This is a genomic window from Bacillus sp. CDB3 (assembly GCF_002081505.1).
Classification (GTDB): Bacteria; Bacillota; Bacilli; order Bacillales; family Bacillaceae_G; genus Bacillus_A; species Bacillus_A cereus_AT.
The window spans coordinates 1-23,517 of record NZ_ALBR01000096.1; the positions used below are offsets into that span (position 1 = coordinate 1).

The window sequence follows — 23,517 nt, forward strand, 5'->3', positions numbered from 1 at the left end:
ACTAATTCTTTCGTATAATGCTATCTATTTACAAATTGTTATTATTTTTACAAGTAATTTATTTTACGTTCTTAGTTTTTGTAGAATATACAATAAGTTAAAAGTTACTTCTTATTTATAGAAGACTTTTTTACTAAGCTTTTTGTTTGACTTTACAACTTTTTTTTCTGCTACTATGAAATGTGGTCTACGCTTTGTTTCATAATAAATACGACCGATGTATTCGCCGATAACTCCAAGGAAAATGAGTTGAATACCACCGATAAATAATATGGCAGAAATTAATGTAAAGTACCCTGGTACATCAACACCGCTAACGGTAATTTGAATAAACGTAGTGATTACATATAAAACAGCTAAAAGGGTTGTTAATAATCCAAGGTATATAGATAATCGTAATGGTTTATTGTTAAACGAAATTACACCATCTATCCCGTAATTTAATAACTTAGAGAAAGTCCATTTACTTTCTCCGTCAGAACGTAATACATTTTCGTATTCAATAATGTGTTCTTTGAAACCGATCCAAGAAAATAAACCTTTTGAAAAACGATTGTATTCAGTTAGAGATAGTAATGAATCGACTGCACTTCTACTTAAAAGTCTAAAATCACCGATGCCATCTACTAGCTCAATATCAACGAATTTATTCATGACTTTATAATATAAGCGAGAAACGAAAGAGCGTACTGGTGAATCACCTGTTCTAGTTCGTTTTGCAATTACTTGATCATAGCCGTTATTATAGCCGTCTAACATATCTTTTATTAGTTCGGGTGGATGTTGTAGATCAGCATCCATAATAACCACAGCGTCGCCTGCAGCGTACTTTAGACCGGCAAGCATGGCAGCTTCTTTTCCAAAGTTCCTACTAAATGATATATAATGCACATTTGAGTCTGAATTGGCTAGGTCACGTAGAATCTCTAATGTTTTATCTTTACTTCCATCATTGACGAAAACAAATTCATAATCAGTAGTTAGCTTATGAATTTCAAGAGAAGTCTCTGAATAGAAAGCTCGAAGTACCTTCTCCTCATTATAACAAGGTACTACTATTGAAAGGGTCATGTTAGGACCTCCTTAGATGTAATTTTAAACTGGGCATGAAGTAAAAGTTGAAGCAATTATCTTCAACTTTTACTTCACTCTATTTTACTAACTTTTTTTAAAACGATTTTTAAATTTTGTATATCGATCCTTATCTCCGAGAACTAGAAGCGAGATACAAATGATAAATGAAATGATAGAAATAACGAGACCCATTTTGAAATAAGGTGTGACGTATTTCATTTCAACTACATGTTGCCCTTTGGAAATAGGAACACCAATAAAGGCAGAATTAGCCTTCGTAAACTCAGTTTCTTTACCGTCAACCTTTATTGACCATCCTTTACTATACGGTACAGATAAATATAGTAATCCATCCTTAGTAGAATTAATATTACCTTTTAAATAGTTACCTTTATAGTAAATATTTTGTAGGCTATTTTCTTTTAAAGTACTTACTTTTTTCGGGACAGTTTTATAGTTGGTACTGTTGACTTGTAAGTCTTTCAACTCGTATTGACCAGGAGTAGGGATAGAAATGATTAGCTCGGTTGGCTTCGCATCTTTTCCTAAGTTATAAACAAATCTTTCTAACGGGTAAGCATAAGCTCCATCTTCATTACCTTTTATCATAGATTTGTCATTCACAGTAACCCCAAATGATTCCTTGTTTATATTTCTAATCTTAATTTCAACAAGGAGATCACCTAACATATCGTTATTATCAACAGGTACTATTATACGCCCATTTTCATGAACAGTGAGTATATCTTTGTCTTTCTCTATATTTTCCCACTTAATTTTATTTGGATTAATCTTAATTTGTTTTGAATCTAGCTGTTTTGTATTAAATTGTTTTAATGGAAGACTTCCAACGTTATCTACAACTACAGCATCTAATAAAAGTTGATCTTTCTCAGCGAAATTAAGTTTTGAAAATTCTTCATCACTTATTCCAGCTTCGTATACATAGCCTAATGGCAGTGCAAATTCGTTTTTATAAATGTTGTAAGGACCTACTTGTTGTAAATACTTATAACCGTACGGAATATCAGTTTTATTAGCACCTTCACTTAATACATAATATTTTACCCCTAGCATGTTCTCAAGGAATAGTCGTTTATCTAACTGGAAGAACATAGATGGACTATCATATCCTTGGAAAACATTGTACTTATTCTTCATAAAGTCATGAACATGATAATTGACTAAGCTTTGATAAGTACTTGTGCCATGATAACCTTGCAGCATCGGTGTATTCTTATAATTATTGTTTGGGTTGATAATTCGATAAAAATCTTTATCTTGATTTTGTATGTAACGAATTGCGTCAATTTCATCCTTATTATCGAGACCTGGACCATGTAATGATTCTTTTGTTGCGCCTGCTTGATTAAAGTGTTTACTAAGAGCAATATCTGAATAGACGTAATTAATACATATTACATTGACCAGTACATTTAATATAATGAAACACTGTAAAGCTACTTTTGACAAATAGCGCCATAGTAATATTGTAATAATAGATAAAGCAGTAGTGCCAATTAAAATTTTATCAATCGTTTCTAGCGGTTGTTCGTTTATATTTACTTTTCTATAGAATGCGTAAATAAATAGTGCTGTTGCTAGCAAAGGACCTATTAAAGAGTTAACCTTCTTTTTGTTAAGTAGCATCCAGTCTAAAATGTAGGCGACAGTTTGCGCAACTACAAATGCAAATAAGTAAAACCATCTGTATTGCATAGCGGAAAAGCCATTAAATACGGAATACGTATATGGAAGCATATATAGAACTAACATAAACCCAGTAAAGAGTAACTTATTTGTGACAAGTTTATTGCGTATTAGAAGCGCACTTGTAATAAGGAAGAGGATGAAAACTGGGAATGCGAGCTGATAATCCTCTGTATTATTAATGAAAAAGATACTTTCCATTAAGTTTTTATAAAACGTATCTTCAAAAAATAATGGAATAGTAAATTTTGTAGCTAGTCGATCTGAACTAAATACCCCATTTACAGATGGTATAAAGCAAACAGCGGCTAAACCTAGTGATAAAGAATATAGGAAAATAATTCTAATATAATAAGTTATAAATGTTTTAATTGTTTTATTCTGCTGTGTAGCAAAATATTGGAAAAAGGCATAAATATAGATGAAAATACTAGTAATGAAAGCGAAATAGAAATTTGATGCAAGCATAAGTGCTGTTGCAAGCAGGAATAATCCCTTTTTTCGCTCTAAAATATATTTATCTAATCCCCATATTACTAAAGGTAAAAACACTATAGCATCTGCCATGAAATCCCATAATAAAGAATGGCGAATAAAAGTCACACATCCTCCATATATAATGGCAGAAATGAAAGAAGAAAAAATAGTTTTATTATGATAACGTAAAGAACCATACATGAATAACATCGCTAATGTACTTTTTAAAATACTCATATATAGCTTCATCTCAAAGATTTGGTCAAAATTTAGTTTAGGAAGTAGAAGCGTAAGCCAGAAAAATGGTGCTGTACTATAGTAATAACTAAATTCCCCGAATAAATCTCCACCTAAGCCATAATCCCAAGACCAAAATAAATTCCCATCTTTAAATGCATGTTGTAAAAGGAATGTAAAGAAGCTGAATTGTGATAATGCATCTCCCGTACTAGAAAATACACTGTCTGATTTTAAGAAAAAGTAATGAAAAGCAAATGCACATATTATTAATAATGGAATGATAATAAGTGTGCTTTTAGTAAAAAATGTTCTTTTATTTACCTCTGAAGTCATTAAATGAATAAGCCTCCTCAATACAATTATTAAGATTTAATCCGTATTCTCCATATTTAGATATTGTTTTATAATGAAGAAAAACTATGGATGAATCGACGATTTTTAACGGTAGTAATAAAGTTTTCTGTTGTGTAATTTATGGTGTAACGAGTTAATGTTTGTATAGAAGATTAACTGCGAATTGCTTTAATACTAGGTGTTGTACATCTAGGGCTGTTCGTTTCCAAGTATAATCATTCCAGAAAGGCAAGTCAATTTAAGATATAGATTGAAAACAGGGCTCATTCTAGGTGAAGAAGATAAAATAAAACTTCAAATTAAATTTGAAGTTTTTATTTTTATTTATCTTCGAGCCAGCTTGTTATTTATAAATCCTAAAATCAATCCACGTATTTGTGGGTCAATGGCAAGACCGATAATACCGTACAATATACCAGTAAGTGTTAAAGCTATTATTGGCGGTAAGTTAATTAATGCTGTACGGTATATTGCGTAACTGATTATAAACGCTAGTGCATTGAATATTATTCCTTTGAATAGTAATGAAAAACCTTTACGAACGAATAAAGTAAATCCGATTAATAATGTAATCTCGGTAATGATCGCAGCTGCCGCAGCTCCCATCATTCCAAATTGGCTGCCTAATGCGATGTAACTTATGATAGCGACAGCTAATCCAATTCCCATCGTTGTCGCACGCTTCCACTGTTGACCAATTGTCGTTAAATTATCAGCAAGTGGATAGTTGATAGATTGTAAAATAACCATAAAGGCTAAAATTGCAAGGGCATCACCAGCTGGTGCATACTCTTCACCTAATAAAGTAACAATCCAAAAGCTTGGATCAGCGATAAATGGGATAGAAATTCCCATTCCTAAGAAAGACATAAGCTTTAATTCAAACAGAGATAGTTTTCTATGTTCATCAATATTGTTTTCATTTCCAAAAGCAAATAACTTTGGATAAAAGGCTGCTGCAATTACACCTGGTATTTGATAAAGTACAGCGGGTATTTTCGATGCAGCGCCAAAGAATCCAACTTGCTCATACGTTGAAACTTTTTCTAATATAATAGGCCCTAACTGTGGTAAGAGCATAATGATAATGCCATTGATTGTGAAAATCAGCAATTGATTTAAAATACCTTTGTCCCAGCCTTTATGAACTGTTGTATGGCGGAGTACCATTATAAAGGCGATGACTCCTGTTACAAGACTAGATATTCCGTACATGGCAGCGACCATCATAAGTGACCATTTAAATGACATTCCTAGTAGAAGCGCAGCTGCAGCTGTGACACCTTGTATTACAGAAATAATCGCTGTGAATTGCATACGTTCTGTTACTTGGAAATAAGCCATTCCAACACCTTGTAAAGTTGCTCCAAACATGGTCGGTAATACAACCCAATATACCATGGCACGTAAGTAAGCATCAGCATAGAAGAACTGAGCAAAAATAGCGAAGAGTACGGAAATTACGATAGCTAATACTAAACGAATGCGTAAATAACTGCTGATTAGCACACTAATGTTAGCATCACTTCTCGTTCCTTCACGCATAAACGTATGTGTTAAACCTGCATCTGTAAAATAACAAATAACAGCGGAAACTGCTAATGCAGTTGTAAACATACCATACTCACCTGGTGAAACATATCTTGCAAAGAAAATCGTCGCAATAGCAAGTACAAATCGAACAGTAATATTTCCTACAAAGAGGTAGGAGGCGTTTTTAAGGATTTTATTTGTTTTCATGGAAAAAGACCTTTCTATTCTTTAGGACACGATTCGTCCCATTTGTAAGTTTGATTTGTTTATGGAAAGGGAGAATAGTATTATATTTTCGGTTTAAGAAAACAGAAATTTAATTCGTACAAACCAAAGCATTGCATATAGTTTTTTACTACGCTTTCCGTTTTTTGAATAGATTTTACGGCAATATTTCTTTATATCTTTTTTGATTAATTGAACTTGGGACTTATCTAACTGAGAGTTTTCTTTAATGTATATACAAGCATTATTGATAACTGTATAAGGGAATAAATAAGTCTCAACAATCTCAATAAGTGACTGAGGGTCTTTCGTAATGAAGTCTTGAGATTTATTATGTACCCAGTCTTTCATACGATTGAATACTTCCAGTTCTTTAGTTGTTTTTAATTCGTAATCTTTATATTTAGAAGAAAGATTTCCTTCTGATAAGATTCTATAATATGTTAAGTATTCATCGACATAGCATACATTTGTCACACTCATTAGTTTAAATAAAAACTCCAAGTCTTCTCCCCAGCTACATCCTGGTGTAAAACGGATATCATGATTCATTGCGATAGAGCGTTTGAAAATCCAAGTACTTGTTTGAGCAACAACTTGGTGTGTTAAGAATGCTTTTGCCATATCACCTTTAATAAAGTTTGTTATATGCTCAACCTTTTCGCTTGTTTCTTCGTAGAAATTCATATAACCACAATAGCACGCGTCCATGTTGTTTTTATGCATACTCTCGATTTGTTTCTCAATTTTAGTTGGATGCCATAAGTCATCACTATCAAGGAAAGCGACGTATTCTCCGCTAGCATTTTCAATCCCTGTATTACGAGCTACTGAAACACCTTGGTTTTTTTGGTGAACGTATTTTACTTGACCCGGATATTTTTCTGCAAGATTTTTTACGATAGAAGGTGATTGATCTTTACTTCCATCATCTACAATTACAATTTCAATGTTTTTATATGTTTGATCCAGTATTGACTGCATCGTTTCTTCAATATATTTTTCTGTGTTATACAGGGGTATGACAACAGAAACAAGTTGTTTTTGTTCCATCATAGAATTTTTATCTCCTCAAATTTTTTATGTCTTGCACCATATATACAAGCCTTTTGAAAGGAAGAAGATTACAAGAACATCTGTATCAGTTTAACGCATATAAACTTTGTAAATCAACTTTCTATTATTGTACTTTGTATAAAAAGTATTTATTATAGAATATATTGCCTTGTAAAAATATAGAAATATAATTTGAAAATTATGTATTTGAAGGGAGAAGATGAGATGTTAAGGCGATTTACTCGCAAATCTAATGTAATCCTTTTAGGGATTATTATGATAGTCGGTTTTGCGCTTCGTTTTGCAACTTTACAAACACATGGTGCAGATTTAACTATAGCTAGCGATGATATAGGTTATCAAAAAACGGCAACTATTTTATTGGAAACAGGAATGTTAACATATCATGAGCCGGATAAACCAACTATTCATATTATGCCAGGTTTTCCAGCGTTTTTAGCTACTGTGTTTTACTTTTTTGGAAATGGAAATGAAGGCCTTTTTGTAGCTAAATTAATTATTATCCTATTAGGGGTACTTAGTATTTTACTAACTTATAAGATTGGTACTTATTTATTGAATCCCGCTGCAGGATTAATAGGTGCTTTCTTATTAGCTGTGTATCCTCCAGAGATTGTTATGGAAAATTTAACTTTAACAGAAGGACCGTTTCTATTCTTTTCATTGGGATTATTATATTGGAGCTTAAAATTAGCTGATACTCATAAAACGAAACATTTTCTAATTGTATTAATTTTCTACTTTTTAGCATTGTACTTACGCGTACAAGTCGCTTTATATCCAATACCATTATTTATATATCTCTTAATGAAACGCTATCCATTCCGCGTTATGATGAAGCAAGCGATTATAAGTATAGGGATAGGACTTATCGTACTTGGACCATGGTGGGCCCGCAATTACATTCAATTTGATAAATTTATTCCACTAACTGCTGGGGCAGGGAATCCGTTATTACTTGGAACGTATCAAGGGAAAGGTTACCCAGAAGGTAAGAATATGGCAGAACTTGAAGTGGAATTACACGCAAAGTACCCTAACCTGGAAGCACATGAATTTATGGAATTAGAAGAAAAAATAGCGAAAGATAGAATGAAAGAATGGTGGAAAACAGATAAGAATGCCATGATAGAGAGTTATTTAATCTCGAAGCCAGAAATTATGTGGAAAAAACCGTATTATTCTATAGAGCATAATATTGAAGTATTCAATGTTTCTGCAAAGGATATGAATGAAATACATAATTTTATTAAGACGATGTTTTTAATATGTACAATACTTTCATTTATCTTCCTTTTAAAAAGGTGGAGAGAGACTACATTTTTATGGTCAATTCTTTTACTGCAAACAGCTTTAACATGTTTTTATGCCGCATATGAAAGATATGCATTACCATTAATCCCATTTTTATTTATTATAATTGGAGTAGGAACCGTGGCAACGGTTATGAAAATTAGTAAACTATTAATTAGAAACAAATAGTTTGAAATGAAAAGCACCTTGAATCTTAGAAGAATCAAGGTGCTTTTTGTATCTGTTAGTATTTAAATAGAAAAAATTATTCGCTATCTGTTTCAGTTTGCGCTACTTTTAATTTTTGCTTTAATAATGCATAATCTTGCGTTAATGTTACAAGTTGATGGTGTAGCTTAGAAATTTTTCTTGTTAGGTCAAAAATTAAGATGAAACAGAATAATAATCCAAATAAGAATAAAATGGATGGTGGATATTCTACTTTTAATAGTTTTCCAATCCAATTTATAATTTTATCAGTAGAACTTAAAATAGCCATTGCAACACAAACAAAAATCCACAAAATAGCATATTTTGTTTCTAAAGCCCCGCGACGGATAGAATTAATAATTAAGAAGAATAATAACAAAATAAAGATGAATGAAAAGGTAATTATATGCATTCACTATCAACCTTTCACGATTTTTTGCATCAATATAGCAAGGCTTACTTTAATCATGTAATATGCAGATTTAAGAGGTGTGATGGAAGATTGTCCACCTTGTCGCTCTTGCATATTTACAGATATCTCATTAATGCGAAGTTTTTTCTTTTTTAAATGAATAAGGACTTCTGGCTCTGGATAATCTTTTGGATAATTGTGTGCAAAAATCGTAATTACTTCTCGATTAATAGCACGATATCCAGAAGTTGGATCCATAAATGTTTGTTTCGTTAACACTTTCAGTAGGGCAGTAAAATAAAAAATACCGATTCTTCTTGAAATACTACCTTTGTAAGCTGTTTTTTCTGTAAAGCGTGAACCTAGCACCATATCACATTGGCCTTCAGCAATAGGCTGTATAATTTTGTATAAATCATCCGGATTATGTTGTCCATCAGCATCGAACTGAATTGCAATATCATATCCATTCTCATATGCATATTTATAGCCAGTTTGTACAGCTGAACCGATGCCTAGATTATATGGTAGATTAATAAGATGAACAGGGAAATTTTTTACGATTTGAGCTGTTTTATCTTGTGAGCCATCATTAATAACGCAAATGCTTAACGCTGTAAAATGTTGTTTTAGTTCTAGTAATCTTGTTAATGTATCTGCAATTGCTTCTTCCTCATTATAGGCTGGAATAATAATTAAAGTTTTTGGTATTGAAATTGGTACTTCGATAGACATTACCGCACCACCCCTTACATATTTAACTATATTATGGTTATTTATAAACAACTTTACTTAATATACCATTAAAAGTATAAGAAAATAAAGGAAAAACTGATGGGTGATTTTAGGAGGAGGCCACTGAATACAAAGGCAAGCGATAGTATTTTTTATAATAAAAAATACATGCAAGGAAGAACCTGTGCATGTATGATGAGAAGATTATATTAAATATTCCAAGGCTTACTTAAAGTTAAAACTTCAGCCATCTCTTTACTTTTTAAACGTCCCTTTTTTCGATTTTCCGCGCGTTCTAAACCGGTTGTGTGTAACCAATGTTCTTCCTTAGTTTCAGGGAGTACTTGTGGTACGGACGAAGGCTTTCCATCTTTTATTGCCACAAATGTAATGAAGCAAGTAGCAGCAATTCTACGCTCGCCTGCTAATAAATTTTCTGCAATTACTTTTACGAAAACTTCCATTGAAGATTTCCCTGTATAACATACAAATGCTTCATAACAAACAGAATCTGCTTGGTGAATTGGAGTTAAAAAATCAACGGAATCGATAGATGCTGTTACGCAATGTTTGCGGCTATGTCTCGCAGCTGCAATTGAAGCAATACTATCAATTTCTGCTAATAATTTTCCCCCGAAAAGTGTTTGGTGATTATTTAAATCGTTCGGAAAAACACGTGTTGTTTTAATTGCTTTTGATTCTCGCATGAATTTCTTTTCCATATATTCAGCCCCTATAGTCTGTTTTCAATCAGAATGAAATGTGTAAGTGGAGTACTCATATTAGATACTTAATGAAGTAAAGTGTATTCTAAAAGATGATTAGTTAAACTTCTGTATTTGTATTCATGTAACTGAAAGAAAATTTATTTTATCTAAAATGTAGTGTAAAAGAGGATTCGCTTACATTGCAAGTGAAAAAGTAATGACCATGTATTTGTCATAGAAATTTCCTGTTAACCTTGTGCCTATTCATGATAGAATCGTTTTGTTATAAATGGAAGTAGAGGTGCAATGGACATATGAATCATATACAAACAAATTTTTCGTCTTTCTTCAGTAAAATAACGATTGGTGCGATGCTCGCATTTTTTGTTTATAGTTGTTGGTCGGCTTTTGAAACAAGTAAGCAATTTTTTGGGGGAAGTACAACAAGTATAACAATCGTATTAGTGATTTTTGTTATTCTTATTTTGTTAGTGGCATCGATTTTGCAATATCGTTTCACAGATAAACAATTTCTTATTTTTCTTATAAGCGTATCTATAGTTGTAAGATTTATCACAGTTCTATTTGTAGATGGTCCAATAATAGGTGATATGAAAGCTATGTATGAGTCTGCAAAGCAGATTGCAATTGGCAATAATATAGAGAATGTAGCGCAGTTACCTTTTATTATTTATGAATCGATCATCATTCGTATATTTGGTGATACGGTATTCGCTTTGCAATTATTTAATATTTTATTTTGTACAGGAACTGCATTTTTCATTTATCGCATTGCGTCAATGGTATTTGGAGAAGAGTGTGGTCGTATTGCGTCCGTGTTTTATGCTTTATACATTCCAAATATATTTATGAGTTCGGTATTAACGGCGGAATCACTCGCAATATTTTTATTTTATTGTGCTTGTTACATACTTTTATATAAAGGATTGGATCATCCTTATATGTGGGTAATTTCAGCCATTTTATTTGCGCTTAGCAATATGATTTTTCCAGTGGGGTTATTTTTACCTGTTTTTATAGCTGTATATGTGCTGTTAATTGAATTATTTCAATCAGGGGCGAAACAAAAAGTACTATTAAAAATGATAGGAATACTTATTCTGTTTTATAGTACTCATTTTGGTGTGAGCTATGGTATCAAGATGATGGGAATGTCACAGTATACGATTTCTAATCAGAATTATGTTCAATCTGTTTTAATTGGAAAAAGTCAAAATGAAGAAAAAACATCTAAAAATCAAAGTGTAAAAGAGCACATTGATCAAGAGTTAAAAGAAATGGAAGTAGAAAGATTTAACCTGTTAAAACCAGTTATTAGCCAGTTTTCAGATGAGGGAATAAATTCTATTCTTTTTAAATGTGAAAAGCTTATATATATAGTGGTGACACTGTTTATGGCCATAGCTTTATTACATTTTCTAATTAAGAAACAGCAAAATGAAGGATATATGTTGTTTGTATTATTAATTACCGGATATGTATCGTTAAGGCTCTTTCAAGTAGATATGGCATACTATAATATTATTATGCCAGCTTTGTTTATTTTACAAAGCTTTGGTGTTTATATGAGTTATTTTTATTGCCAAAAAATATTTTTCAGAAAATAAAAGAATCCATTTCGGATTCTTTTTTTGTATCGACTCGCCTTATCGGTTTAGTTCAAGTTGTAAAATATCCGCCGTTAAGGCCATTTTCGAGGAATCGTCTTGAATACTCTTCATTACTTGTGGGATAGTTTCTAATTCATTTTCAATTTTTTATATATAATTACTCTATAGTATGTAGAATTGTATATAAATTAAGAGAATTCTATGTGGAATTCTCTTAATGGCCCTTATTAATTTTTGCATGTGTTTTAAAGAAAACTGGGAAATGTACGTTATATATTACGGTGACTACACGAATAACGAATGTTACTAATAAACAAACATAGAAAGCTAAGACGTGTGCCCCCATTGCATGTGTAATTAGGAAACTAACTGCTCCTAAAATAGAAGCAATTGCATATATTTCTTTTCGGAATACATACGGGATATCTTGAGCGCAAATGTCGCGTAAAATACCGCCCCCAATACCTGTAATAACTCCCATTGAAACGACTAAAAACGAGGCGTCAACGTGATGTGACATTGCTGCATTTGCACCAATAGCTGTAAATACACCTAAACCAACAGCATCAGAAAGCATAATAACAACTTGAAGTTTATTAATACGCTCAAAAAACATACATGTGAATAATGCTGATAGTACACTTACGAAAAAGTAAATGGGTTTTACAAATGCGACAGGAGGCAGGTTACCAATCATAATATCACGAATAATACCGCCGCCGAGCGCAGTAGCTACAGCTAAACAAAGGACACCAAATAAATCTAGATCTTTTTTCAAACCAACTAATGTACCAGAAATGGCAGCGGCGATAATGCCAAGAAACGTAAATATATCGATTAATAACATGGCTTTAATTCCTTCCTCTTAAAGATGTTCCAGAGAAAAAATATACACTAAAGTTTTGGAAATAACAATTACTTTTCGTTACATGTAGAAAAATGGATGAAATAGCTAAAGAAAGCGTTTGAAAATGCTTGATAAGTAGCAATGAAGTAAAGCAAAAAAGTACGGGAAGATTCATTGCATAGTTTTTTTGATGTAGCTTAGTTGGAGGGGTGGTGCAATAGGAGAAGTCCGTTTTATACATCTGTATAAAATGATAAAAAAATATTTTTGTGCTGTCGAAAATAAGTGCATATGTGTTAGATAGTTTTTATAGGCATAGGGAAGGATAGCTAAAGGACAATGTTTTCGGTTACTAATAATGCTGGATTTGACTAGTTTCGGCAGGAAAAATAGTTCTCAATTTAAATATGAGTTATGTTATAATTGCTAGGTGTGTTTAAACAGTATAAAACTATGATTAAAAGATAATGTGAAGATTTTGTATGGAGGTCTTGGAATGTTAGCAAATCAAGCTAGGGTTAGATTTGAGCATTTTTTGCTCTTTTTTATTATTTTACAGCCTGTTTTAGATTTATTAACGTCTCTTAGCATTGAGTTATTAAAAGTAAATGCGACAGTTGGAATTATGGTAAGATTCCTCATTATGGCAATGGGTGGCATTTATATTTTAATTCAGGCAAAAGAAAGAGAAAATAGGAAGTTTTTGATTTATCTTGTATTACTAGGAGTTGTATTAGGAATAGGATTTATTAATAACAAGTTAATCAAGAGTCCTATTGTACTCGCAGAAGAAGTTAAATTCATTGGAAAAGCATTGTATATATATATTATGCTTGGCTCATACATTTTAGCTTTAAAATCACTGAAGAAGACAGTAAATATTAGCGATAAAGTTAGAAATAACATTGTGTATTCAACATTAATTATTAATGCTGTTATGGTTATTTCTATTACAACTTCTACAGATTTTGGAAGTTATGAGTGGATGAAAGTTGGTTCCCGAGGATGGTTCTATGCAGGTAATGAACTTGGGTCAATCTTAGCTATTATTTTCCCTATTGTGGTACTATATTCTATTCAAAAAACAAAGAGCGTGAAACATGTTTTATATTGGATTCCATCGCTGTTAATGATTTACTCTTTAATTCAAGTTGGAACGAAGGTAGGAATGGGCTCAATTGGTGCTACGTTAGCGGCAGCAATCGGGATTATTGTACTACAATTATTATTTGATAGAAAAAATCCAAACAAAAAAGCTCTTGTACTTAATGCATTAATTGCTATTGTCCTATTAGCTGGTGTAGTTGGAACATTTAAAAAGACACCATTAGCACAAAATATGGGTATTCATAATAACTATTTATCAGAACAAAATGTAGCACAACAAGGGCAGAAAGAACAAGAAATTAAAGAGAAAATAAAAAAGAACAAGAAATTAAAGAAAAAGAAGAAAAACAACATAAAGCTGAAAAACCGGAAGAAAAAGCAAAGATAGAAGCGGAAGTTAAAAAAGAGGTTGAGAAAGAGCAAAAGAAAGAAAATCAAGAAAATCTTATTTTCAGCGGACGTCAAGTATATGAAGAAAGACATAAGCAATTCTTTAAGGAAGCGCCAATGTCACAAAAATTATTAGGAATGGGTTACGCAGGTAACTTTAAGTATAATGAACAAAAAGAGCCAGATCCGAAGTTAATAGAAATGGACTTCCATGATTGGTTTTATGATTTCGGAATTATTGGTTTTGCATTAATGATGATTCCATTTATTTATTACGGCTTAAGAATCTTACTAGCATTTGTTACAAGATTTAAGGAAATATTTAATATAAAATATGGAATGATTTCAGCAAGCTTATTATTAGCACTAGGCATTGCGTACATTGCAGGACATATTTTGACAGCACCAGGAGTGGGTATTTACTTTGTAGTGGTGTTAGCTTATCTAATTGTAGATCTAGAAATTGAATGATAAAAATAAAAGCTAACTTTTGTTAGCTTTTATTTTTTAGTACAGTAAAATAAAGATAGATGGAAATGTAGCGAGGATTTAAAGGAGGAAAAAATATGAGGATATTGCATATGAATGCAGGAGCAGAAGATGGTGGAGGAAAAACACATATTATTTCACTGCTCGATCAGTTTCCGGATGGTGAAGTAGAATTAGCAGTATTTGAAGATGGAATTGTTGCGAAAGAAGCAAGAGAGCTAGGGATAAAAGTTCATGTGTTTTCACAAAAATCTCGCTATGATTTATCCATTTTAAAAAACATAAGTGAATTCATTAATAAAGAAAAATTTGATGTAGTTCATACACATGGTCCTAGGGCAAATTTCTTTGTTTCTTTAATGAAAAAGAAATTCGTGGCAAAATGGGTAACGACAATTCATAGTGATCCATTTCAAGACTTTACTAAACAAGGCCTAAAAGGTTGGATTTTTACTAAGTTAAATTTAAAAGCTTTAAAAAATATAGATTTATTTTTTGTTGTAACGAATAGGTTGAAAAAAAGCTTAGCGGCATTAGGGATTTCAAATGAAAAGATGCATGTTATTTATAACGGTATTGAATATGATCAGGAAAAAGCAGCTGGCTATAATAAAAAGGAAATGTTTAATATTGATGAAGATGTGTTTACGGCAATCCAAGTAGCACGTCTGCATCCTGTTAAAGGACATGAAGTTTTATTCGATGCGTTACAACAAACAAAATTGGAGAAGATTAAAGTATTATTAGTTGGTGACGGGCCGTTAGAAGGAGAGTTAAAGGCGTTAGCTACTGAAAAAGGAATTAATGATAAAGTTGAATTTTTAGGGCACCGTCAAGATGTGAAACAATTATTTGCTTCATCACATGTAAATTTATTAACTTCCCATAGCGAAGGATTCCCGTTAGTTTTATTAGAAGCAGCAAATCAACGTGTACCATCAATTGTGACTAGGGCGGGAGAAATCGAGCCGTTAATCGCAGATGAAACTTACGGGTGGATTGTGCCAACTGGTGATGGAAAAGCATTAGCGTCGGCATTAGAAGAGGCATATGATAAGTGGAAAACAGGAGAATTAGCAGCAATGGGAAAACATATTTACGAACATGCTACTATGAACTTCTCACTACAAAAGTTATATGAAGATACGAAAGAGACATATAAGCGATTAATAGAGAAAAACCTTTAATAATAGAGAGGATAGTTAATTATGGCAGTACAAACAGTTGATGTTCTAGGCGTTCCTTTTTCTACAATGACAATGGATGAAACGGTCCAATATTTAAAGGAACAACTAGAATTGGAGCGAACTCATACTTTTCAGGTAGTAACAGCAAACCCTGAAATTGTTATGTGTGCAAAAAAGGACGAAAAGTTCCGTAAAACATTATTAAATACAGATTTAATTACACCTGATGGTATTGGGGTTGTAAAAGCAAGTGGTATGCTTGGTACACCTGTGAAAGAACGTGTAGCAGGTTTCGATTTAATGTGTAATTTATTTGCGAAGTTATCAGAAGAGAATAAACCAGTATCTGTTTTCTTATTAGGTGCAAAACCACATGTTGTACAAGCTGCAGCTAATCATTTAACGAAGACATATTCGGCTGTATCTATTGTGGGTACACAAGATGGGTATTTTAAACAAGAAGAAGAAGAGAATATTGTTTCTCGTATTCAAGAAGCAAAACCAGATCTATTACTTGTTGCGCTGGGCTTCCCAAGACAAGAAAACTTTATCCAAAACAATAAGCATCGTTTAGAAACGAAAATGGCTGTTGGAGTAGGCGGTAGTTTAGATGTGTGGGCTGGAGAGGTAAAACGTGCGCCAAAATGGATCCAAGCTATTCACTTAGAGTGGTTTTACAGATTATGTAGTAATCCAACACGCTGGCGTCGTCAGTTAGTACTAGCTGAGTTTTTAAAAGAAGTAATGCGTTCAAAAAAGTAGCGGAACATCGCTACTTTTTTATTTGTTTATTTTTGATAAAGTGAAACTTTAATCAGTAGGGGGTGTTCATCCCCCACTGATTATTAGCCCTCACTAATCGGGCGTTTACGGGCAGCCGGACTCCCACCTAATTTCTTTGCTCCAGCTGCATTTTGAGATGGGAGTTTTACTGCCCTCAAATAGCGGGATAAACATTTTACTTTGGGGGAATGATGAAGGAGAATTTTTTACACGAAAGTATTTTACTTATACAATACACACATGTAAAATGATGTGTAAAGACAGCTGTGTAAGGAGGACTTCTTGTGAGCAAGGTAAAAGAAATTTCGAAGCGAAAGCTACTTGGTATAGCAGGGCTTGGATGGCTATTTGACGCAATGGATGTTGGAATGCTTTCATTTGTAATAGTGGCGTTGCAAAAAGATTGGGGATTAAGTACTCAAGAGATGGGTTGGATAGGTAGTATTAACTCAATTGGTATGGCTGTAGGAGCGCTTGTCTTTGGGGTACTATCAGATAAAATAGGACGGAAATCGGTCTTCATTATTACATTATTACTGTTTTCTATTGGTAGTGGCTTAACAGCCTTAACGACGACACTCACAATGTTCCTTGTGTTACGCTTTTTAATTGGTATGGGACTCGGCGGAGAGCTCCCAGTTGCATCTACCCTTGTATCAGAGAGTGTTGAAGCGCACGAACGTGGGAAAATAGTTGTACTATTAGAAAGCTTTTGGGCTGGTGGCTGGTTAATTGCAGCTCTTATCTCGTACTTTGTGATTCCTAAATACGGTTGGGAAGTTGCGATGGTATTAAGTGCAGTTCCGGCTTTATATGCTTTATATTTAAGATGGAATTTACCCGATTCTCCAAGGTTTCAAAAGGTTGAAAAAAGGCCATCCATTATTGAGAATATAAAATCGGTTTGGTCTGGGAAGTATCGTAAAGCGACAATTATGTTATGGATTTTATGGTTTTGTGTTGTCTTTTCCTATTATGGAATGTTCCTTTGGTTACCTAGTGTAATGGTACTGAAAGGTTTTAGTTTAATAAAAAGTTTCCAGTACGTACTTATTATGACATTAGCTCAATTACCAGGATATTTCACAGCAGCATGGTTTATTGAACGTCTTGGTCGTAAATTTGTATTGGTTACGTATTTAATTGGTACAGCATGTAGTGCTTATGTGTTCGGAATCGCGGATTCATTAACAGCATTAATAGTTGCGGGTATGTTATTATCCTTCTTTAACTTAGGTGCTTGGGGTGCATTATACGCTTACACACCTGAACAGTATCCAACAGTTATTCGCGGTACAGGTGCAGGAATGGCAGCGGCATTTGGACGTATTGGGGGTATTCTTGGACCACTATTAGTAGGATATTTAGTTGCTTCACAAGCTTCACTATCGCTAATATTTACGATTTTCTGTGGATCAATTTTAATTGGGGCACTTGCTGTGATTATACTTGGGAAAGAAACGAAGCAGCAGGAATTGGTATAAAGTGAAACCTTAATTAGTGGAGGTTTTGTCCATTCCCTGCTGATTATTAGCACGCACTAATCGGGATAAAAGAAAAGGGGAAACCAAAGTGGTTTCCTTTTTTCTGTTTTTTTAGATAAATAATGGTATAGTAAGAAAAAGGGATTGTTTCTTACTAAAGCGAATGTATACAACAAGACATATGGACAAAGGAATTAGGTGGTTGGATAAATGAAAATTTTACTTATCATGGAAGAGACAGAAGAGCGAAGAAAATTAGTTGAGTACTTTACTGAGAACATTCGAAATGTAGAATGTTTTGAAGCGAGAACCGGAACAGAATCTTTGCTAATAATGAAAAAACATACACCTGATTTTGTTTTTTTAAATTCGCAACTAGTAGACGGCACTGGTTTTGAATATTCGAGCTTGTTACGAGAAGTGAATTGTTATACAAAATTTATTTTTATTGGTGAGGATATAGAAGAGACAATTACAGCTTTTCGTTTCCAAGCATTTTATTATTTATTGCAACCATTTCGTGAAGAAGATTTACAATTCATTTTATATAAAATGGGGAAAGAAAAAAGTGAGAAGGCAAAGAGCCATTTGCGTAAACTGCCGATAGAAGGCCATGAGGGAATTAGATATATTTTTCCAGAAGATATTATATATGTAAGTAAAAATAAGGAAAATAAAACAGTTTCAATTTATACAACGAATAATCATTATATTTCAACATATACACTTCAGGAATTAGAAAATAAGCTTAATGCATACGATTTTTTACGTGTACATAAAAGTTATTTAATTAATATGTTATATGTACAAGAACTTAAACCTTATTATAATGGCACGTATAATTTGTATTTAGACGGGTACGATGAGCAACCGATTCCAGTAAGTCGTAATTATGTAAAACGACTTCGAAATAAAATTGAACTATGACAAGTAATGAGAGAATTTTAACATGATAAACTAGAAATCCTTCATGATAAGGAGGATTCAACTTAAATATTCAGAAAATTTAGTACAATCTCCACTAAGAAGTAGTAATGGGGGGATTGTATGTGAAAACGTTGAAGTCAATTTTACTTTGGGGAGTTATTGCAGCAGTAGGAGCATCTGCTTTTGGTGTAATAGCCTTATCTCAAGGTGAAACAATTAATGCTGTATGGCTATTAGTTGCTGCTGTATCAGTGTATGCGATTGCTTATCGCTTTTATAGTAGATTTATAGCGAGGAAAGTTTTCGGACTAGATAATAATAGGCAAACACCTGCTCATACATTAAACGATGGGAAGGATTATGTTCCGACAAATAAATGGGTTTTATTTGGCCATCACTTTGCAGCGATTGCAGGGGCAGGTCCTTTAGTAGGCCCGATTTTGGCGGCGCAGATGGGTTATTTACCCGGGACAATTTGGATTATTGTTGGAGTAGTTATTGCTGGAGCTGTACAAGATTTTGTAATTTTATTTGCTTCAATGAGACGTAACGGTAAATCATTAGGAGAAATGATTAAAGATGAGATTGGTCCTGTTACAGGATTAATTGCAATGATTGGTATTTTAGGTATTATGATAATTTTATTAGCAGTATTAGCTTTAGTAGTTGTGAAGGCTCTTGTTGGAAGCCCATGGGGAATGTTTACAATCGCAGCAACGATTCCAATTGCTATTTTAATGGGAGTTTACATGCGTTACATTAGACCAGGGCGAGTAGGGGAAGGATCAGTAATTGGTATTGTTCTACTAGTCCTATCGCTTATTGGTGGACAGTATGTAGCAGAAAATCCAACACTTGCAAGTATGTTTACTTTTAGTGGCGAAACAATTGCTATTATGCTTATCGTATATGGATTCATTGCATCGGCATTACCAGTTTGGATGCTCCTTGCACCACGTGATTATTTAAGTACATTTTTAAAAATAGGAACGATACTTGGATTAGCAATTGGTATTTTAATTGTAGCTCCAGATTTGAAGATGCCGGCAGTATCTAAGTTTATTGACGGCACAGGCCCTGTTTTCTCGGGGAATTTATTTCCGTTCTTATTTATTACAATAGCTTGCGGTGCTGTCTCTGGATTCCACGCTCTCGTTTCATCAGGTACGACGCCGAAAATGATTGAGCAAGAAGGTCATGCACAGCCAATTGGTTATGGGGCAATGTTAATGGAATCATTTGTAGCAGCGATGGCTATGATTGCAGCTTGTGTATTAACACCAGGAACTTATTTTGCAATTAATAGTCCAGCAGCACTGATCGGAACAGATGTATCACAAGCGGCTCAAGTTATTTCTTCGTGGGGATTTGCTATTACACCGAATGAATTAAAAGAACTTGCTGTTAACGTCGGAGAACAGACCATTTTATCACGTACAGGTGGCGCACCAACATTAGCAATTGGTATGGCACATATATTTTCACAAGTAATAGGTGGAACGGCGATGATGGCATTTTGGTACCATTTTGCCATTCTTTTTGAAGCACTATTTATTTTAACAACGATTGATGCTGGAACACGTGTAGGGCGATTTATGATTCAGGACATTTTAGGTCATGTATATAAGCCGTTTGCGAAAACAGATTCTACATTAGCAAATGTGATAGCTACAACACTATGTGTACTAGGATGGGGGTACTTTTTATATCAAGGGGTGGTAGATCCTCTTGGTGGAATTAATACGCTATGGCCACTTTTCGGTATTGCAAACCAAATGTTAGCAGGTATTGCATTATTACTTGGAACGACAATTTTGTTCAAAATGGGGAAAAAAGCATATGTTTGGGTGACACTTATTCCAACTGTCGGATTGCTTATTGTAACCATGACAGCTGGTTATCAAAAGCTATTTCATGAAAATCCTAAAATAGGATTTCTATCACATGCGAAAGTATTCCAAGGGGCATTAGATGATGGAAAGGTATTAGCTCCAGCTAAAAACGTTGCGCAAATGAAGCAAATTATTTTTAATGACTATATTGATGCGACACTTTGTGGGATTTTTATGATAGTTGTAATTGCTGTGTTAATTTCTGCACTTAGAATTTGGATTCAAGTATTAAGAAATAAGCCAATGCCGTTAAAAGAGGCACCATATATTCCAAGAGATGAAAGTGAGTCGAGGAACTATGCTTAAAAGTTTACGGAACGTATGGGGAAAGAGAAAGCAATTTATTAGTCTACTTGTCGGAGTTCCGAGTTATGAAACGTATGTAAATCATATGAAAGTGCATCATCCAGAAGAGGAAATTCTATGTCAAAAGCAATTTTTTGCTGAGGCACAAGAAGCTAGATTTAATGCAAAAGGCGGAAAGATATCACGATGTTGCTAATGGAGGAGACGAAATTTCGTCTCCTTTTTATTTTGCTGTTCCACGTGGAACAGTAAAATAAAAAATATTGGGAATTATAGGGATTCCGTAATACAATAGCATATAGAAAGGGATAGATGGAAAAGAAAAAGTAGGGAGATTATTTTATGTTCAGAGATCTATTTGTAAATATGACAATTATTCTTTCCTTTATCTTTGTGGGTGCTCAGCTTTTAAGAGATAAGCCATTAAAAGAAGGATTCTCTTTTTGGCAGAAATGTTTGGTCGGTATCTTAACGGGAATATTGAGTATATTGTTGATGCATTTTGGTGTACATATTGAAGATATTATGTTGGATTTACGTTATTTAGCTGTTGTTTTGGCAATTATAATTGGTGGCCCAATAGCTAGTAGTATAACAGTTATAATCATTTTAATAACGCGGGTATTTTTTACTGAGTATTCTTTAGCCTCGGAATTGGCTTGCTATACTATCGTGGCAATAGGGATAGGCATTACCCTTATTTGGCGAATGGAAATTTCTTTATTTACAAAATGGATATGGTTTAATGTGTACAGTTTGTCTATTTTAATACTGCCACTTTATATTTTATTTAAGGATATGTATGTGGTTTCATTATATTTAGTTTGTTGTATTGTAGCGGCATACATCACATTTGTAAGTGCAAGTTACGTATTGCAATCAAATGAATTATTTCAAATGATGAAGCATTATGCAACAATAGATGCATTAACGAATCTAGGGAATGTAAGGAAATTTGATTTAGAGATGAATCGCCATATTGGTAACAAGCATATGAAAAATGATTCACTTTGTTTATTACTTATTGATATTGATCACTTTAAGTATGTAAATGATACATACGGTCATCCTGCTGGGGATGAAGTGTTAAAACAAGTAGGGCGTATTTTGTTAGAGAATGGACCATTTTCTAATTTGGTTTTTCGAAAGGGTGGAGAAGAGTTTGCCCTGTTGTTACCAAAAAAGGGATTAGCATTTGGAACTCGTATAGGGGAACAAATTCGATTAGCTGTTGAAAAGCACCCATTCCAACTGAAAAACGGGAAAAAATTAAAATTACAGTTTCTGTTGGGATTTCAGAGTATAAAAAATCACCTGAGCAATTTATTCAAGCAGCGGATGATGCATTATATTATTCAAAAAGAAATGGTAGAAATCAAGTTAGTTCAGCATCATAGGAATTCGGGGAGTACTTTAAGGAATTTTTGCAAAACATACTAAAACCGACAGAACAATGAATGCTCTGTCGGTTTTAGTATGTTTTTTAATTTATTATTAGACAAGCTCTTTCTGTGCAACGAATTTGCGGTATGCACCGTGATGTGTTGGTCCTACATATTCGTTAATTTTGAATGAATGACGAATTGCAGCTGTGATGAATTCTTTTGCAGTTTTGACCGCTTCTTTCACAGATTTTCCTTTTGCAAGTTCTGCTGTAATTGCAGCAGAATATGTACAACCTGCACCGTGTGTATTTGTCGTATCAATCTTTTCTGATTCTAGAAGATCGAACGTGTCACCATCATATAATACATCAATAGCAGTTTCTGTACCTAGTTTGCTACCACCTTTAATTAGTACGTATTTAGCACCTAAAGCATGGATTTTCTTTGCAGCTTCTTTCATGTCCTCAAGAGAATTAATTTTCACACCACTTAATTGATACGCTTCAAATAAGTTTGGCGTTACAACTAATGCCTTTGGAACAAGAACGTCACGTAAGCAGTCGTTTGTTTCAGGGTGTAACGCTTCATCCGCCCCTTTACATACCATAACAGGATCAACTACTACATTTTTGAAATTGTGCTTTTCAATTGTTTCCGCAACCATTTCGATAATTTCTACTGATCCAAGCATACCTGTTTTTAAAGCATCTACGCCAACACCTTCAATTGTTGTTTCTAATTGTGGTTTTAATGTAGACGCCGCGATTGGGAATACGTTATGTGCCCAACCGTTATGTGGATCCATTGTTACGATTGTCGTAAGAGATGTCATTCCATATACGCCAAGTTCTTGGAATGTTTTTAAATCTGCTTGTATACCAGCACCGCCACTTGTGTCAGAACCAGCGATTGTAAGTGCCTTATTTAATGTCATTATGAAAGCCCCCTCAAGTGATATAATGAAAACTATGTTTTCACTATTATATCAATGTTACGAATAAGTACAAAGTGAAAAGTAGATGATTTACTTGAGAAGCGATTT

18 protein-coding genes and 1 pseudogene are annotated in these 23,517 nt (G+C 33.5%); 10 read left to right on the top strand and 9 right to left on the bottom strand.

The features are described from left to right. Positions 1 to 111 precede the first annotated feature (111 nt). The 4 genes from CDB3_RS23410 to CDB3_RS23425 form a co-directional block, all read right to left on the bottom strand. Entirely contained in the window at positions 112 to 1,071 is a 960-nt protein-coding gene (locus CDB3_RS23410; RefSeq protein WP_128856142.1) for a glycosyltransferase family 2 protein, read from the bottom strand. An 87-nt stretch (positions 1,072 to 1,158) separates the two neighbouring features. After that, a complete protein-coding gene (locus CDB3_RS23415; protein ID WP_128856143.1) occupies positions 1,159 to 3,834 on the bottom strand; it encodes a YfhO family protein in 2,676 nt (891 codons plus the stop codon). 345 nt (positions 3,835 to 4,179) lie between these two features. After that, positions 4,180 to 5,595, bottom strand: a complete 1,416-nt coding sequence (locus CDB3_RS23420) for an oligosaccharide flippase family protein (RefSeq protein ID WP_128856144.1) — start codon at positions 5,593 to 5,595, stop codon at positions 4,180 to 4,182. 93 nt (positions 5,596 to 5,688) lie between these two features. Then, a complete protein-coding gene (locus tag CDB3_RS23425) occupies positions 5,689 to 6,669 on the bottom strand; it encodes a glycosyltransferase family 2 protein (protein ID WP_128856145.1) in 981 nt (326 codons plus the stop codon). A gap of 225 nt (positions 6,670 to 6,894) precedes the next feature. Here CDB3_RS23425 and CDB3_RS23430 point away from each other — a divergent pair, with 225 nt between their 5' ends. Continuing rightward, complete coding sequence (locus tag CDB3_RS23430) at positions 6,895 to 8,172, top strand: glycosyltransferase family 39 protein (protein WP_128856146.1); 1,278 nt, start codon at positions 6,895 to 6,897, stop codon at positions 8,170 to 8,172. A gap of 76 nt (positions 8,173 to 8,248) precedes the next feature. Here the strand turns inward: CDB3_RS23430 and CDB3_RS23435 are convergent, their stop codons facing one another. From CDB3_RS23435 to CDB3_RS23445, 3 genes are all read right to left on the bottom strand, one after another. Then, a complete protein-coding gene (locus tag CDB3_RS23435) occupies positions 8,249 to 8,605 on the bottom strand; it encodes a DUF2304 domain-containing protein (protein ID WP_097831394.1) in 357 nt (118 codons plus the stop codon). Between the two features lie 6 nt (positions 8,606 to 8,611). Beyond that, complete coding sequence (locus tag CDB3_RS23440; RefSeq protein ID WP_000021473.1) at positions 8,612 to 9,340, bottom strand: glycosyltransferase family 2 protein; 729 nt, start codon at positions 9,338 to 9,340, stop codon at positions 8,612 to 8,614. A 209-nt stretch (positions 9,341 to 9,549) separates the two neighbouring features. After that, positions 9,550 to 10,062 (bottom strand): acyl-CoA thioesterase, encoded by a 513-nt coding sequence (locus tag CDB3_RS23445; RefSeq protein ID WP_002144630.1) that lies wholly within the window; start codon positions 10,060 to 10,062, stop codon positions 9,550 to 9,552. 299 nt (positions 10,063 to 10,361) lie between these two features. Between CDB3_RS23445 and CDB3_RS23450 the strand changes: the two genes are divergently transcribed. Next, the gene (locus tag CDB3_RS23450) at positions 10,362 to 11,675 is read left to right on the top strand and encodes an ArnT family glycosyltransferase (RefSeq protein ID WP_128856147.1); all 1,314 of its coding nucleotides are present in this window, start codon (positions 10,362 to 10,364) and stop codon (positions 11,673 to 11,675) included. A gap of 217 nt (positions 11,676 to 11,892) precedes the next feature. On the opposite strand, the gene CDB3_RS23455 is transcribed toward CDB3_RS23450, so the two are convergent. Beyond that, entirely contained in the window at positions 11,893 to 12,525 is a 633-nt protein-coding gene (locus tag CDB3_RS23455; RefSeq protein WP_097831396.1) for a trimeric intracellular cation channel family protein, read from the bottom strand. 496 nt (positions 12,526 to 13,021) lie between these two features. Between CDB3_RS23455 and CDB3_RS23460 the strand changes: the two are divergent. The 8 genes and pseudogenes from CDB3_RS23460 to CDB3_RS23500 all read left to right on the top strand — a co-directional run bounded on the left by CDB3_RS23460 (position 13,022) and on the right by CDB3_RS23500 (position 22,530). Continuing rightward, a pseudogene (locus CDB3_RS23460) lies at positions 13,022 to 14,493 on the top strand (O-antigen ligase family protein). A 95-nt stretch (positions 14,494 to 14,588) separates the two neighbouring features. Next, positions 14,589 to 15,698: a glycosyltransferase family 4 protein gene (locus CDB3_RS23465; RefSeq protein WP_128856148.1), complete on the top strand. Its 1,110-nt coding sequence runs from the start codon at positions 14,589 to 14,591 to the stop codon at positions 15,696 to 15,698. Positions 15,699 to 15,719: 21 nt separating this feature from the next. Continuing rightward, positions 15,720 to 16,460 (top strand): WecB/TagA/CpsF family glycosyltransferase, encoded by a 741-nt coding sequence (locus tag CDB3_RS23470; protein ID WP_097831399.1) that lies wholly within the window; start codon positions 15,720 to 15,722, stop codon positions 16,458 to 16,460. Between the two features lie 305 nt (positions 16,461 to 16,765). Continuing rightward, complete coding sequence (locus CDB3_RS23480) at positions 16,766 to 17,965, top strand: MFS transporter (protein WP_097831400.1); 1,200 nt, start codon at positions 16,766 to 16,768, stop codon at positions 17,963 to 17,965. A gap of 210 nt (positions 17,966 to 18,175) precedes the next feature. After that, a complete protein-coding gene (locus CDB3_RS23485) occupies positions 18,176 to 18,892 on the top strand; it encodes a LytR/AlgR family response regulator transcription factor (RefSeq protein ID WP_098328161.1) in 717 nt (238 codons plus the stop codon). Positions 18,893 to 19,014: 122 nt separating this feature from the next. Beyond that, on the top strand, positions 19,015 to 21,090 hold the full coding sequence (gene cstA, locus CDB3_RS23490; RefSeq protein ID WP_128856149.1) for a carbon starvation protein CstA: 2,076 nt from the start codon (positions 19,015 to 19,017) through the stop codon (positions 21,088 to 21,090). Then, complete coding sequence (locus tag CDB3_RS23495) at positions 21,083 to 21,286, top strand: YbdD/YjiX family protein (protein ID WP_128856150.1); 204 nt, start codon at positions 21,083 to 21,085, stop codon at positions 21,284 to 21,286. The genes cstA and CDB3_RS23495 overlap by 8 nt, the downstream gene beginning before the upstream one ends. 146 nt (positions 21,287 to 21,432) lie before the next feature. After that, entirely contained in the window at positions 21,433 to 22,530 is a 1,098-nt protein-coding gene (locus tag CDB3_RS23500; protein WP_483861150.1) for a diguanylate cyclase, read from the top strand. A 54-nt stretch (positions 22,531 to 22,584) separates the two neighbouring features. Here the strand turns inward: CDB3_RS23500 and pdxK are convergent, their stop codons facing one another. Next, positions 22,585 to 23,409 carry a pyridoxine/pyridoxal/pyridoxamine kinase gene (gene pdxK / locus CDB3_RS23505; RefSeq protein WP_128856151.1) on the bottom strand — a complete coding sequence of 275 codons (825 nt, stop codon included), beginning with the start codon at positions 23,407 to 23,409 and terminating at the stop codon, positions 22,585 to 22,587. Between the last annotated feature and the right edge of the window lie 108 nt (positions 23,410 to 23,517).